The sequence below is a fragment of the Marinobacter xestospongiae genome (assembly GCF_023156385.1).
Taxonomy (GTDB): Bacteria; Pseudomonadota; Gammaproteobacteria; order Pseudomonadales; family Oleiphilaceae; genus Marinobacter; species Marinobacter xestospongiae.
Genome location: NZ_JAKZAK010000036.1, coordinates 12,005 through 25,998 on the forward strand (window position 1 = coordinate 12,005; position 13,994 = coordinate 25,998).

Below are 13,994 nucleotides of genomic sequence, written 5' to 3' on the forward strand. Positions count from 1 at the left end.
TTGCAGGACGGCTCCAACGCAAAGGTTCCCTCCCCCCTTTTGATTCGGTAAGTTAGAGCTTTCGCGTCGATGGAAGCTCCGATAACGTTATGAAACGCACAGCCTTCTTTATCTCCGATGGCACAGGCCTCACCGCCGAAGGCCTGGGAAACAGCCTGCTGGCCCAGTTTGAAAAGATTGAGTTCGAGCGGGTCACGGTGCCCTACGTCGATGACACAGGCAAAGCCACCGAGCTGGTGGAGAGGATCAATCAGGCAGCGGAGCTGGACGGCAGCAAGCCCCTGGTGTTCGACACCATCGTCAACAACGACATCCGCGCCATCATCAGCCAGGCCAATGGCTTTATGGTGGATATCTTTGGCACCTTCCTGCAGCCGTTGGAAACCGAACTGCAGTCATCGTCGTCCTACACCGTGGGTAAATCCCACGCCATCAGCAACGAGAGCAACTACGAACGGCGCATTCACGCTGTCAACTTTGCCCTCGATAATGACGACGGTGCCCGCACCCGGCAGTACACTGAGGCCGACCTGATCCTGGTCGGGGCATCCCGCAGTGGCAAAACGCCTACCTGCCTCTACCTTGCACTGCAATATGGCGTCAAGGCAGCGAACTATCCCATCACCGAAGAAGATCTGATGGACGAGCAGCTGCCCGAGGCTCTCCGCCCCCACAAGGGCAAGATTTTTGGCCTGACCATCGAGCCGGAACGGCTGGCGGTCATCCGCAACGAGCGGCGGCCGAATTCAAGGTACTCATCGCTGAAGCAGTGCATGCACGAGATCGAAGAGATTGAACTGATGTACCGGCGGGAGCGGATTCCGTTCATGAACACCACCGCCTATTCGGTGGAAGAGATTTCTACCCGGATCATGGTCACCACCGGCCTGCGGCGAAACCGCTGAGGCGTAGACCGGGAAAAAGCAGAACCAGTCGGCAAGGGCGCACCGCTGGCGATGTGAGAGTACGCCCGCCTCCGGAGAGAGTGCCTCACCAGAGACGGGCGCTGACCGCGTTACAGCTCTTCGATGTTCAGTCCGAGTGCTTCCGCCTCGGCCCGGCGATCCGCACTGGTCACCACGGCAATGCTTGCCTTCTCAGGTGTCAGCCAGGTGCTGGCCACTCGCTTCAGATCGTCCATCGTCACCGCAAGAACCCGCTCGCGAAACCGCGCCTGCTGCTCGGGCGTGCGGCCAAACAGGCGGTTCTGGAAGGCATGACGCGCCTCGCCAGCCGGTGAGCGCGGCTTATCGAGCTGCCCGATCACACCGAGAATGGATTCTTCCAGCGCCTGGGGATCGTGATCCTCCGTCTGCAACCAGTCCAGAGCCTGATCGAAATCGGCCAGGGTTTCGCCCAGCCGGGGGTCGCGGTAGGAGAAGAAGCGGAAGGTGCCATTGATGCTGTCCTGACCAGCACCGCCACCGTAGGCGCCTCCCTTCTCACGGATCGCCCGGTGCAGGTAGCCGTTGCGCAGGAAACCGCCCAGCACAGTCAGGGCCGCCGCATCCGGGTGATCCACCGCTACGGTCGGGTATGCCTTGGCGCAGAAGCTCACCTGAGTGGAGGTAAGCCAGGCCTGACGGGTCTGGTAGTCCACCGGCGCCAGTGACCACTGGCTGCCGGTACCGCTGTCAGGCTGCGACCAGCGCTGACGCAAGTGATCCACCATCGGCGACAGCTGTTCATCTTCCCCAATCACCAGGAACTGCCGATCCTGCTGGCGCAGGCGCTCATGAAGGTCTGCCAGACGCTGGCACAACGCCTTCAGTTCATCCGCACTTTCCAGCGCCCGATCCAACGCCTTGATTTCACGAATGGCCGCCAGACCGCCAAGACGATAGGCCAGCCAGCCGCCCGAGCTGAGCCCCTGGGAAGCAGCGCCCATCGCCAGGGCGTGGCCGCTACCGGTCACGGATTGCTCGCGACGAGCCCGAACCTGGGCGATCAGTTCCCGGATGCGTTCCTGTTCGTCGAACCGGGCATGAACAGCGAGATCCGCCAGTAGATCACCGAGCGCTTCGCGATTGCGGGCCAGGGCCTTGCCGTTGAACACCAGATAACCGGACAGGTCCTGAACATCGTCAATCCGCCCACGGGCCGAGGTGAAGGCACCCACACCACCGGATTCGGCAGAAATGCGGTCCTGCATCTGCAGGTAATCCAGCTCGCCACAGCCCACCTCGGTCACACAGGTGGTGTACAGCGGCAACAACAACAGCTCGTCTTCACTCAGTTCCGGCAGCGGTACGATGATCTGCTGGTACACCAGGCCGTTGGTGCCACGGGCATACAGCGTTGCCGGGAAGCCTTCGACGGCCCGGGATTGCGGCTCCGGCGTCTGCAGCGGAACATCGCTCAGATCCACCTTGGGCAGGATGGTGTCGTCGTCCTTGCGGTGCTGACGGGCCTCCAGCGCCTCCGCCCTGTCGATGATCTGGCGTTTGTCGTCGTCGCTGAGTTCGGCCTTGCGTTGCGCCAACGCCTGCTGGATGGCGGCCTGACGACGGTGTTCCAGGGACTGGTCCGGGCGCAGGGTCAGCGTTACCCGATGGGGATTGTCCAGCAGCAGCCGCCGGACCAGGTTGGGCACGTAATCCGGCTCCCGGATCTTCTCCCGCAACTGGGCCAGAACGGGCTCCAGATCCAGCAGCGCCACCGGATCACCACCGTGCACCATCGGCGAGATGGCGCTCATAATCAGCTGCAGGCCGTAAGGGAACTGGTCTCCGGCAATCTCGCGCTGGTGCAGTTCAAGCTGATGCAGAATCGCCTCCAGCCGCTCCTGACTGACGCCCTGCTCGGCAACATCGCTGAGCACCTTTTCAATCAGTTGCTCCAATTCGCCATCGCGACCCGGCTCACTACCCTCGATTCCGCAGACAAAGGTCATCTCCCGGTTGGAGTCCTCCAGTCCGCACAGCGGTGACGGCGACTGGCCGATCTCCGACGTTTCCAGCGCCCGCATCAGCGGCGAAGCGCTGTTCTCAAGCAGTACGTTGGCCAGCAGGTGGGCCTCCAGGTTCTGCTGCAGATCAAAACTGTGCCCCAGCAGCCAGCCCATCACGATGTGGGTTTTGTTGTCGGCGGATTCGTCTTCGCCGATGGCGTAGCCCTGCTCCACATTCAGCGGCGCATACATCCGTTTCTCGTCGCGTACCGGCAACTCCACGTGCTGGTGATCGAAGCGGCTCAGCGCCAGCTCCTCAAAGCGTTCGTGGTGCTCGTGGGCGGGAATGTTGCCATAGGTGGCAAACAGCGCGTTACTGGGGTGGTAATGGTGACGGTAGAACCGAATCAGCTCGTCGTAGGACAGGTCCACGATGTGGTCCGGCTCGCCGCCGCTGTTGTAGTGGTAGGTGGTGGTCGGGAACAGATAGCTGGAGAGGTTCTGCCACAACTGGGATGTCGGCGCACTCATCGCCCCTTTCATCTCGTTGTAGACCACCCCACGGTAAACCAGCGGTGTCTCCGGATCATCCGGTGTCTCAAACTCCAGTCGGTGGCCTTCCTGGGAGAAGTCCATCTCGTCCAGTTTGGAGAAGAACACCGAATCCAGATACACCGACAGCAGGTTGTCGAAATCCTTGCGGTTCTTGCTGGCAAACGGATAGGCGGTCCAGTCACTGCTGGTGAACGCGTTCATGAACGTGTTCAGCGACCGACGGATCATCATGAAGAAAGGGTCACGAACCGGGTACTTCTCGCTGCCACACAGGGCGGTATGCTCCAGGATATGGGCGACGCCAGTGGAATCCATCGGAAAGGTCCGCAGCGCCACGAAGAACACATTCTCGTCGTTGTCCGCAGCCATATGCAGGTGACGGGCTCCCGTCTTGCGGTGGCGGTACTCCTCGACGGTCAGGTTGAGGGTGTCAATCCGGTGACTCCTGAGCTGTTCGAATGCCGGATGTACCGGGTGTTCACTGACTGCTGTCATGCAACTATCCTGTCTCTGGTATATTTTGGCCAGGTACCGGTGCCGATTGTCGGCACCAGGGCAGCCCCTGAAATTCGGGTCGGGCTGGTGGCGTTGTCTGCGGGCTCCCTGTAGGGTAACACGTCGCATCGCGTCGCTCCGTATCGACGGTAAGCCCCTGACACAGCATGTTGGTGACTGACACTGGAACAATCAACCACTATGAGCACAGAGAACACAGGCAGTTCCTCCCCAACGTCCGACTTTGACGACTCCGACGCGCCGCTGCCACCACAGCCGGCCCAGGCTCCGACGCCCCAGGCGACCGATGTAGCTGCCTACTGGGCGGAACGTCGGCTGTACCTTGAGCGCATCCGCAAGGTTCCGGAAATGCGTCAGCGCTATTGGCGGGCCATGGCCATATACCTGCTCCGGCGGGTGATGTGGTCATTTGGTTTTTTCCCGATTTTCCTCGCCTTCTGGCTGCCACTGGTACTCGCCAGCTTCAACCCGGTGGTGATGGTTGGCGACCTGCTGCCGTTATTGCACCAGTTTGTCGACTCCAACCCGGAAGTCCAGGCCAACACCCTGAGCACCCTGACCATCGCCTGGTTCTCGGTCGGCTTCTTCTTCCTGGTGTTTGATTTCGTGCTGACGCCCTTCAAATCACCCTACCAGTACGAAGCAGACGTCTACATGCGAGCGTGGGAACAGCTCAACCATGACCAGCTTCCGGACAAAGTGTGAATTGTCCAGCAATCTCACAAACTCCCGTCACCATTCGTTACATAAACTTACGTTGAACCGCTAGTATGGATTGACGTGGTTCAGCGCAGGCTCCGCCGCTCCCAACCAACACAGCAAAAGCAACTGCAGGAGAGCGGAACGGAGCCTGATCGCATCGCAGGAAAGCTGTAACTCAGGAGTAGAGGTTGTCATGGTCGATTTCAGGCCGCTTTTGTTTCTTAACGCACTCGCCATCATGTTGCTGGTGACCGCCGGTTTCGCCTCCATCCGGGATCAACAACTGATGACGGAGTCGACACCGGTGCAGGCATCCACGGAACCGGCGACACAAACAGCTAGCACAGCACCGGACGCTCAGGCGCCAGACACGCAGGCCCCAGCTTCCGTCACCGGGGAAGACACCGCCAGCAACAACGTCACCACCGGAGCCCCCGGGCAAGCTCAGCAACCCTCGACACCAGAGCCCGCCCCCAGCACCGAGGCCGCAGCCATCGCGGAAGTCACAGCCTCGACGGTGAATCCGGAGCCACAACCGGAGCTGACGGCGTCGCCGGACTTTGTAACCGCCGCCGAACTTGAGCCGACGCCAGAGACCCGCGCAGCCACCGCCTCGCCCGAACCCGAGCCGGAACCTACCCCGGTCGCCATCTCGGAACCGCCCCCCCGCCCAACGACCGGGCACCTGACCCTGCGCTCGAACGTTCACGGCGATGCGGTTGCCATCAATGGCGAGTTCTACGGCGCCACCCGACTGGATCTGACCCTGGACCCCGGCGAGTACGACATTGAAATCAGTAAGGACGGCTACCAGCCCTGGTCCCGTCGTGTTGACCTCGACGCCGGCGACCGCCTGACCCTGATCGGCAAACTGGAGAAGTACACCCGGGTGGAGTTCCGCGACGGCCAGTGGCAAGGCAACGTCCGCACCGGCGACGGCAGCTACCAGGATGCGTCCGGTCTGAGGTATGAGGGCCACTTTGTCGATGGTCTGTTCCATGGCAAGGGCACCGCCTGGTATCCCGATGGCAGCCGCTATGAAGGCGACTGGGCCCACGGCAAGCGTGAAGGTGAAGGCGAATACCGGGCCGCGGACGACAGCCGCTACACCGGCCAGTTCGCCAATGACCGTTTCCAGGGCCAGGGCACTCTGCACCGGGCCAACGGTGACATCCTGACCGGGCAATGGCAGGACAACCGTCTCAACGGCCATGGCTCCCTGACAACCGCGGACGGCATGCTGTATGTCGGCGGCTTCAAGAACGACCAGTTTCACGGTGAAGGCACCCTGACCTACCCGGATGGCCGCCACTACGAGGGCGGCTTTTCAAACGGCGACTTCCACGGCAGTGGTGACGAGGTCTTTGCCAATGGCAAGAAGTACCAGGGACAATACATTGACGGCAAGTTCCACGGTGAAGGGCTGCTGCTGAACCCCAATGGCAGCTCGATCGAAGCAACCTTCCGCCATGGCGAGCCCTACGGCAAGGTCACCCTGACCACCTCCGCCGGCGAGGTCTTCACCGCCCGCACTTCAGAGCCGGGGGTGTGCTACCGGGAGAAAAGCTATCGGGCCACCCAGTGCCCGGAACTTGAAGGCTGGTAAAATCAATAACAGGCAGGGAGGCCAGGTCCGCAAGGAGCGCATGGATACACCTGCACTAATGACGAATGCTGTAACAGGTTGAGGTTTAAACATGGCGATCAAGAATGCACTTCTGGTGGACGATTCCAAGGTCGCGCGCTTTGCGCTCAGTAAATTGCTGGAAAGCCGCGAAATGAAGGTCAACATGGCGGGGTCGGCCGAGGAAGCCCTGGACTACCTCAATCACAGTGAGCGCCCGGATGTGATCTTTATGGATCACCTGATGCCGGGCATGAACGGCGTCGAAGCCATTAAGGCCATCAAGGGCAACCCGGACACCGCGGGTATCCCGATTATCATGTGCACGTCCAAGAAATCCCAGTCGTTCATGGATGAGGCCCGTAATTTCGGGGTCTACAACATCCTCACCAAACCGCCCCAGGACGACGGCCTGGCGCTGGTGCTTGATCAACTGGACAGCGACGTTACCGCAGGCACGTTGCCCGAGCCGCCCCAGCCCACGCCAGAAGAGCCAGCACTGGACGAAGCGGCAGCCGAGGACAGCATTGAACTGCCGCAAGACGCCACTGTTGAACTGGCTCCGAAATCCGACACCACCGTCAACGGTCACGACTCCGAAGCCCAAGTGGTGCCGCTGACCAGCGAATTGATCGAACAGATCGCTCGCTCGGCGGTCAAGACCCACATCAACAACCGGCTGCATGAGCTGCTGAGCTCACTGTTCGACGAACAGTTTGATCACCTCAAACGGGCCCTGGACGAGGCCGACAAACGCCAGCAGGCAGCCCTGAACGAACGCCTCGACGCCCTTTCCCAGCGCGTTGAGGACCAGACCCGTAACCTGCGCGACGAGGTGGCAGCCGAGGTCAACCTCAACCTGGGCCGGGAACTCTCGGAGCTCAAGAAGGAACTGGCCAGCAGTGGCGGCTTCACCGGCGAGCACATGGCCGAGCTTAAGGACCACATCACCAGCGTCCAGACCATCGACACGGAGTTCTGGCAGACGCTGCAATCCGAAGCGATCCAGCAGGCCCATGAAATCTCACGGGAAACCGCAGAGGACATCGCCCAGCGCACCATTGACCTCTACGTCTCCCAACAGCGGGCGGCCAGCTCCAAGATCTACACCGTCGGGCTGGCGGTCAGCCTGAGCGTTTTTGCCCTGGGTATCGCCTGGCTGACCAACCTGATCGGCTGACAAACCACCAGCCTGGGAGCGCCAGTGTCCCGTCCGGGGCACTGGCAGGCCATCGGGGGCGCGACGTCGTGGGGATTTTTGCTAGAATTCGCAGGTCTCTCACGTACACCCCTCGATCGGACCCTGCTGATGAACCATCTTTTTGTAGACAACCTGACCGTTATCGATTTTGCGTATCTGGACCCGGTCCGGGGCCTGGTGGGCGAAAGCTGGATTGCGGATGTGGTGCTTGGCGGTGAGCTTGACGATCAGGGCATGCTGTTCGACTTCAGCAACGTCAAACGCACCATTAAACGGGTTATCGACGAGCGGGTAGATCACCGCCTGGTGGTTCCCCGGGACCATCCCGGCCTGGTGCCGGATGCGGATGATCCCCACGCCTTCAACTGGCGCCTGGACGACGGCAGCCACATCTACCATCGGGGCCCGGATGAGTCCGTGGTCTGGCTTGCCGGCGAACGGGTGGTTCCCTCGGCTGTAGCCGCCCTGCTCCGCCAGGAGTTGCGCTCCGTGCTGCCCGTAAACGTTCAGGACATCGAGATCTCCCTGCGCGAGGAAGTCATCGAAGGCCCCTTCTACCATTACGTGCACGGCCTCAAGAAGCATGTCGGGAACTGCCAGCGCATCGCCCACGGCCACCGCTCCCCCATTCGCATTGACCGCAACGGCCATCGGGATTCAGCCCTGGAGAAAGCCTGGGCAGATCGCTGGCGGGATATTTACATCGGCTCGGAAGAGGACATCAGCGACCGCTACGTCGATAGCCAGGGCCAACGCTACGTGCGATTTGACTACGAGGCCAACCAGGGCGAGTTCAGCCTGGCGCTGCCGGAATCCCGACTCTACCTGCTGGATACCGACACCACCGTGGAATTCATCGCCGCTCACATCGCCGACCAGTGCAAGCAGGCCTATCCGGACGATCGGGTACAGATCAAGGCCTATGAAGGGGTTGGCAAAGGCGCAATCGCGATACGATAGCCTTCGCTGCCCCCGAAAGTCGCCGAACATCGGAGCCGTCAAGTACGGCTCCGAATCGACAACCCTGAAAAACAGACACAAAAAAACCGCCCGAAGGCGGTTTCTTTGCTGGCTCACCGATAGTGCTATCGGCTTGCCAAATTGGCGTCCCCTAGGGGGTTCGAACCCCTGTTGCCGCCGTGAAAGGGCGGAGTCCTAGGCCACTAGACGAAGGGGACTAGTAAAATGGTGGAGCCAAGCGGGATCGAACCGCTGACCTCAACACTGCCAGTGTTGCGCTCTCCCAGCTGAGCTATGGCCCCGAAGAAGGCTGCGTATATTACTGAGCCGTCCTGGTTACGTCAATACTCTTTTCAGAAATTTCCGGAAAACCGGTCACTCCCGATGGTCGCTCAAGCGCAACCTTTGCCTTCCCTCAAGCAGCCAAGGCTGCTTGAAAAAGAAAAACCGCCCTCAGGCGGCTTTTCCGCTGGCTGACCGACCGTCGTTGATCAATCGACTACGTGAATCGACGCACGATCGGTTTGCCTAATTGGCGTCCCCTAGGGGGTTCGAACCCCTGTTGCCGCCGTGAAAGGGCGGAGTCCTAGGCCACTAGACGAAGGGGACTAGTAATTGGTGGAGCCAAGCGGGATCGAACCGCTGACCTCAACACTGCCAGTGTTGCGCTCTCCCAGCTGAGCTATGGCCCCTCAACGGCTGCGTATATTAAGGATCGCCCCCTAAGCCGTCAAGCCGTTTTTTTCACTTTTTTTAAGGGTATGGGCTTTCGCTCAATCGTTGAGCAGAAGCCACTCCCCGGGCGACTCACAAAGCCGCGAATTCCTTCTCGACCCGCTTGGTTTCCTTCTTGGAGAAACCGCCCAACAGATTCAAGGCATGGCGCAACCTGGCCCGGGTCATGTCAGGCCCCAGCAGCGCCATGGAGTCCATCACCGACCAGGAATTCGGTGTACCGGCAATGGCCACAAAGATCGGGAACATGAAGTCCCCCATTTTCAGATCCATCGCCTTGGCCAGCCCCTTAATGTCCGCGAAGATGGTCTCTTTGCTCCAATGGCGCTGGGCCTCCAGCTTCCACAGCGCGAACTGCAGCACCCGCTTCACCTGACCCTCTTCCAGCTTGTTGTGAGCGAACTGCTCAGGCGCCAGATCCAGCATGCCGGAGAACATGAAGGCAGCCATCGGTGCGACATCGCTGAACACCTCTGTACGGCCCTTCACATGCGGGAGCAAGTCACGCAAGGCGTCTTCACGAAACCACCAGTCCTTCAGCCGGGCAACGAATTCGTCGTCGGAAACGTCGTCCCGCAGCCATTGCCCGTTCAGCCAGCGAAGCTTCTCCACGTCGAAGATCGGGCCACCCAGGGACACCCGCTGAATATCGAAGTGCTCGATCATCTCCGCCACCGAGAATTTCTCGCGCTCATCCGGCATCGACCAGCCCATGCGGCCGAGATAGTTGATGACCGCTTCCGGCAGGAAACCCATGCGCTCGTAGAAGTTGATGCTGGTGGGGTTCTTCCGCTTTGACAGCTTACTCTTGTCGGGGTTGCGCAGTAGCGGCAGGTGGCAGAGCTCCGGCATATCCCAGCCGAAGTACGCGTAGAGCAGCTTGTGCTTGGGCGCCGAGTTGATCCACTCCTCGCCTCGCAGTACGTGGGTAATGCCCATCGCATGGTCATCCACCACATTGGCCAAGTGGTAGGTGGGCATACCGTCGGACTTCAGCAGAATCTGGCAATCCACCTGGGCCCAGTCAATCTCGATCTGGCCACGGAGCATATCCTGGATCACGCAGGTGCCCTCATCCGGAACCTTCATTCGGATAACATGGGGTTCACCCGCCGCCAGGCGACGCTGGACCTCTTCGGCCGGCAACTCCAGATCCCCCTTGATGCCGGGATTCAGGCCTTGGGCCTTACGCTCCTCACGGATCTGGTCGAGCTCTTCCGGCGTGCGGAAGCAGTAAAATGCGTGGCCTTTATCAACCAGATCATGCGCGTACTGGGCGTAGGAATCCTTGCGCTCGGACTGGCGATAGGGACCGTGGGGGCCGCCTACGTCCGGGCCCTCATCCCAATCCAGCCCCAGCCAGCGCAGGGCGCGGAGGATGTCCTGCTCGGATTCGTCGGTACTGCGGGTCTGGTCCGTGTCTTCGATGCGCAGGATGAACTGGCCGCCGTGCTGGCGGGCAAAACAAAGGTTGAACAGCGCCACATAGGCAGTGCCAACATGGGGGTCCCCGGTCGGAGACGGCGCAATACGGGTACGAACGGTCATGGGTGCATCCTGTCTGTCGACCAATCCTTACGCACAACCGGGCCTGGATGCCGGCACCAGCCCCCGAAAGGTGCTGACGCCACAAGCCGGCGGTGAATTGGCCGGTAAGTTGAAAAGCCCGCATTATACCGGCCCATCAACGATTTCGCATAAGCGGATACCGGCCACTTCTACGGCTGCGCTAAATGTAATATTATAACGTACCACATACACACGACATGCCGGACAGGTAAACACATCAAATGCTGCGCGCTCTCAAAGCCCTCACCTTGGGCGTCCTTGCCCTGACCTCCACGGCCATCCAGGCCGACACCGATCACCACATCGTGACCTCCATAAAACCACTGGGACTGTTAGTGCGGGCCATTGCTCCAGACAGCGTCAACGTAACCGCGCTCGTTCCCGCCGGTGCCAGCCCCCACACCTACCAGATGCGCCCATCGCAGCGGCGGGCACTGGAAGAAGCCGACCTGGTGGTATGGGTGGGCCCGGATATGGAAACCTTCCTCATACGAATGCTGTCTGGTGAAGATTTCGAAAACCGCACCCTAACACTGATGGCAGGCAGTGAGCCGGTCGAGCACGGCCATGACCATGCCAGCCACGATGATCACGATCATCACGACGACCACGCCCCTGACCACGAACCCTCGCATCACGAGCATGGCGAGGATCATGCAGAACATGAAAACCATGGTGGTCATGGCGGACACGATCTTCACGATCACAGCCATGGCGAAGATCCCCATATCTGGCTGGACCCGCAACTCGGCCTCGCCATGGCGGAACAACTGAGAGATCGACTGGCGACCCTGCCGGGTATCGACCGCGACCAACTGGATCGCAACCTGGCCCGCTTCCGAATCGCACTGACCGGCGCGGAACGGCGTATTCAGCAGCAACTCGTCCCGGCCCGGGAGATCAGCCTGTTCACCTATCACGATGCGTTCCGCCGCTTTGCGGAACACTACAATCTGGCCATTGCCGGTATCCTGACCCTCAACCCGGAACGCTCGCCCGGGGCCCGTCACATTGCCGACGTCCAGGAACGGCTGAGAGCCAGCACACAGCCTTGCCTGCTGACCGAGCCCCAGTTCAACCAGCAGTGGTGGCGCAGCATTACCGAGGGCATGGACCTGCGCTTCAGCACCTGGGACCCGCTGGCCTCGGAGATTCCTGACACGGCGGATGGCTACATCCAGTTCCAGCAGTCGATGGCGGACGCGGTACTGGCCTGCCTACCAGAGTAAGGCCAGCACCACCGGAATGGTGACCATGGCCAGCAGGGTCTGGCCACTGATGATCCCCGCCATCAGCGGGGCATCCCCGCCAAGCTGGCGGGCCAGGATGTAAGCGGAGGTGGCGGTGGGCAAGGCGGTCAGCAGGATGGCGACCTGAGCCAGGGTACCCTGAATACCCAGAGCCCAGAGAATGGCGGCGGTCATTAACGGAAATCCCGCCAGCTTGGCGACCGACGACAGCAGGAACGGGCCGGACGCTCCTCTCAGAGCCTTGAGCTGTAGCCCCGCCCCCACCGTCATCAGCCCCAGCGGCAATGCCATGTCACTCATCGGCTTGAGCACGCCGGCCAGCACCGGGTGGAAGCCAACCTGAAAGTAGCTCCACAGCACCCCCAACACCGAGCCGATGATCAGCGGGTTGGTGCCAATGGCCTTTAGAACAGGCATCAATCGCATCGGCCCCTGGCTGGCGACCAGGGAAAACATCAGAATACACAGCAGGTTAATCAGCGGGACTTTGATGGCAACCACGATCGCCATCAACGACAAGCCTTCGTCCCCCAACAGCATACCGGCAGACGCCAGGGCGACGTAGGAGTTGAACCTCAGGCCTCCCTGAAACACCGATGAATACACCGGCCCGGGCCAGGCGAACAGCCACTGCAGAAGCAACAACAGGGTCACCATGGCGGCAAGCATCGCCACCACCAGAATCGCAATCTCGCCATAGGCGGAGGGTTCGATCCGCGCCTGCCCCAGCTTGAACACCAGCATCGCCGGAAACAGAGCGTAATAGGTAAAGCGCTCAGCGTGATACCAGAAATCGGCCCCGGGGAAGTTCCAGCGACGAAACAGATAGCCCAGGACAATCAGGGTAAAGACGGGAACAAGGGCTTGCACCAACACCGGCATCGACAACTCCTGCAGTCGGGGAAACCGGCCTAGCCTAGCAGGATCACTGGTAAAACTGGATACGTAGCCCCCTAACAGGCTGGCGCCTGAAACGCCGCCTTCAGTTCGGCCATGACCTCGTCCACCGTCAGCACCGACTCCAGCGCCGCCACCGCCTCGCCCGCGTAGAGTGCGCAGCTGTCCGTCAGGGACGCCGGCAGACTGTCGTCCATCACCGCATTGGTAAACAGCGGGCGGTGAGCCCGCTGGCTCATCGCCGGTTCGGCCTTGAACGGTAGCAGGCGACGGGTAAAGCCGAACGCCCGATTAATGGCATCCAGCCACCCCGGTACGTCGCCCCGGGCATCGCACCAGCGCTCGGTGGCCGCATTGGGCACCACCCGATGGGGCGTCGCCCACCCCAAACCAAACAGGGTGGTCCGAATGGTCTCGGTGGCGTCCACCAGTCGCTGCTGGTAGGCCGGGTGGGCACCGCTCTCACGAGTCATCAGAAAGCGGGAACCGGTCGACACGCCATCTGCTCCCAGCGCAAGCGCTTTCGCCACTTCACCAGCGCCGTAGAGACCGCCCGCCGCGAAGCAGGGCACCTCGCCCGCGAGGTCACGAACTGCCGGCAACAGGTCGACCAGAGGCTCCTCACCCCGCACATGGCCGCCAGCCTCACAGCCCTGGACGATCAATCCGTTAACGCCTGCCTCCAGTGCCCTCTCAGCTTCACTCAGAGAGCCCACCTGCTGGAACACAAAGCAGCCGGCCGGCTGGAGCTGACGAAGGTAGGGTTTGGCGGCGCCCCAGAACAGCGTCACTATAGGACAGTGCTGCCGCAATACCGCTTCGACGTGACCCTTGCGGGTGTAGGGCAACAACAGGTTGGCATTGAACGGGTGACCCACCGCCTGCTGTCGCAGCAGGCTGAGGCTTTGCTCCCAGGTGGAAAGGTCCTGCAGGCCCAGGGTGCCAATACCGCCGGCCCGGGCCACCGCCGCCGCCAGGCGCACATTGCCGGCGCCGGGCATACCGGCCTGCATGATGGGGTAACGCACACCCAGGTCTGAGAGTGCGTGAAGTCGTTCGTCCATGATGGGCCTCCGGGGATCGATTTACAGAACC

General features: G+C 61.0%; 10 protein-coding genes and 4 tRNA genes. 6 read left to right on the forward strand and 8 right to left on the reverse strand.

Annotated elements, in window-relative coordinates:
* The first annotated feature begins 89 nt into the window (after positions 1-89).
* On the forward strand, positions 90-905 hold the full coding sequence (gene ppsR / locus MLD24_RS20245) for a posphoenolpyruvate synthetase regulatory kinase/phosphorylase PpsR (protein WP_248168978.1): 816 nt from the start codon (positions 90-92) through the stop codon (positions 903-905).
* Positions 906-1,015: 110 nt separating this feature from the next.
* Here ppsR and MLD24_RS20250 read toward each other — a convergent pair whose 3' ends face one another.
* A complete protein-coding gene (locus MLD24_RS20250) occupies positions 1,016-3,940 on the reverse strand; it encodes an insulinase family protein (protein WP_248168980.1) in 2,925 nt (974 codons plus the stop codon).
* 201 nt (positions 3,941-4,141) lie between these two features.
* Here MLD24_RS20250 and MLD24_RS20255 point away from each other — a divergent pair, with 201 nt between their 5' ends.
* From MLD24_RS20255 to MLD24_RS20270, 4 genes are all read left to right on the forward strand, one after another.
* Entirely contained in the window at positions 4,142-4,666 is a 525-nt protein-coding gene (locus MLD24_RS20255; RefSeq protein WP_227175554.1) for a hypothetical protein, read from the forward strand.
* A gap of 190 nt (positions 4,667-4,856) precedes the next feature.
* Positions 4,857-6,269: a PEGA domain-containing protein gene (locus tag MLD24_RS20260; protein ID WP_248168982.1), complete on the forward strand. Its 1,413-nt coding sequence runs from the start codon at positions 4,857-4,859 to the stop codon at positions 6,267-6,269.
* A gap of 91 nt (positions 6,270-6,360) precedes the next feature.
* Positions 6,361-7,467 carry a response regulator gene (locus MLD24_RS20265; RefSeq protein WP_248168984.1) on the forward strand — a complete coding sequence of 369 codons (1,107 nt, stop codon included), beginning with the start codon at positions 6,361-6,363 and terminating at the stop codon, positions 7,465-7,467.
* A 129-nt stretch (positions 7,468-7,596) separates the two neighbouring features.
* Positions 7,597-8,448, forward strand: a complete 852-nt coding sequence (locus tag MLD24_RS20270) for a 6-carboxytetrahydropterin synthase (RefSeq protein WP_248168986.1) — start codon at positions 7,597-7,599, stop codon at positions 8,446-8,448.
* Positions 8,449-8,590: 142 nt separating this feature from the next.
* Here the strand turns inward: MLD24_RS20270 and MLD24_RS20275 are convergent.
* The 5 genes from MLD24_RS20275 to gltX form a co-directional block, all read right to left on the reverse strand.
* Positions 8,591-8,666 (reverse strand) — tRNA-Glu (locus MLD24_RS20275).
* 8 nt (positions 8,667-8,674) lie between these two features.
* Positions 8,675-8,750, reverse strand: a tRNA-Ala gene (locus MLD24_RS20280).
* A gap of 231 nt (positions 8,751-8,981) precedes the next feature.
* Positions 8,982-9,057 (reverse strand) — tRNA-Glu (locus MLD24_RS20285).
* Positions 9,058-9,064: 7 nt separating this feature from the next.
* Positions 9,065-9,140: transfer RNA gene (locus MLD24_RS20290), tRNA-Ala, on the reverse strand.
* A 115-nt stretch (positions 9,141-9,255) separates the two neighbouring features.
* Positions 9,256-10,731 carry a glutamate--tRNA ligase gene (gene gltX / locus MLD24_RS20295; protein WP_248168988.1) on the reverse strand — a complete coding sequence of 492 codons (1,476 nt, stop codon included), beginning with the start codon at positions 10,729-10,731 and terminating at the stop codon, positions 9,256-9,258.
* 242 nt (positions 10,732-10,973) lie between these two features.
* Here gltX and MLD24_RS20300 point away from each other — a divergent pair, with 242 nt between their 5' ends.
* Positions 10,974-11,981: a zinc ABC transporter substrate-binding protein gene (locus MLD24_RS20300; protein ID WP_248168990.1), complete on the forward strand. Its 1,008-nt coding sequence runs from the start codon at positions 10,974-10,976 to the stop codon at positions 11,979-11,981.
* Here the strand turns inward: MLD24_RS20300 and MLD24_RS20305 are convergent.
* Together MLD24_RS20305 and MLD24_RS20310 are read right to left on the reverse strand one after the other, a co-directional pair.
* Positions 11,970-12,884: an AEC family transporter gene (locus MLD24_RS20305; RefSeq protein WP_227175548.1), complete on the reverse strand. Its 915-nt coding sequence runs from the start codon at positions 12,882-12,884 to the stop codon at positions 11,970-11,972. The two genes, MLD24_RS20300 and MLD24_RS20305, sit on opposite strands and share 12 nt — an antisense overlap.
* 71 nt (positions 12,885-12,955) lie before the next feature.
* On the reverse strand, positions 12,956-13,963 hold the full coding sequence (locus MLD24_RS20310; RefSeq protein ID WP_248168992.1) for an NAD(P)H-dependent flavin oxidoreductase: 1,008 nt from the start codon (positions 13,961-13,963) through the stop codon (positions 12,956-12,958).
* Positions 13,964-13,994 lie beyond the last annotated feature (31 nt).

Coding starts and splice junctions, on each gene's coding strand:
- ppsR (WP_248168978.1), top strand. CDS start 90: ATGAAACGCACAGCCTTCTTTATCTCCGATGGCACAGGCCTCACCGCC.
- MLD24_RS20250 (WP_248168980.1), bottom strand. CDS start 3,940: ATGACAGCAGTCAGTGAACACCCGGTACATCCGGCATTCGAACAGCTC.
- MLD24_RS20255 (WP_227175554.1), top strand. CDS start 4,142: ATGAGCACAGAGAACACAGGCAGTTCCTCCCCAACGTCCGACTTTGAC.
- MLD24_RS20260 (WP_248168982.1), top strand. CDS start 4,857: ATGGTCGATTTCAGGCCGCTTTTGTTTCTTAACGCACTCGCCATCATG.
- MLD24_RS20265 (WP_248168984.1), top strand. CDS start 6,361: ATGGCGATCAAGAATGCACTTCTGGTGGACGATTCCAAGGTCGCGCGC.
- MLD24_RS20270 (WP_248168986.1), top strand. CDS start 7,597: ATGAACCATCTTTTTGTAGACAACCTGACCGTTATCGATTTTGCGTAT.
- gltX (WP_248168988.1), bottom strand. CDS start 10,731: ATGACCGTTCGTACCCGTATTGCGCCGTCTCCGACCGGGGACCCCCAT.
- MLD24_RS20300 (WP_248168990.1), top strand. CDS start 10,974: ATGCTGCGCGCTCTCAAAGCCCTCACCTTGGGCGTCCTTGCCCTGACC.
- MLD24_RS20305 (WP_227175548.1), bottom strand. CDS start 12,884: ATGCCGGTGTTGGTGCAAGCCCTTGTTCCCGTCTTTACCCTGATTGTC.
- MLD24_RS20310 (WP_248168992.1), bottom strand. CDS start 13,963: ATGGACGAACGACTTCACGCACTCTCAGACCTGGGTGTGCGTTACCCC.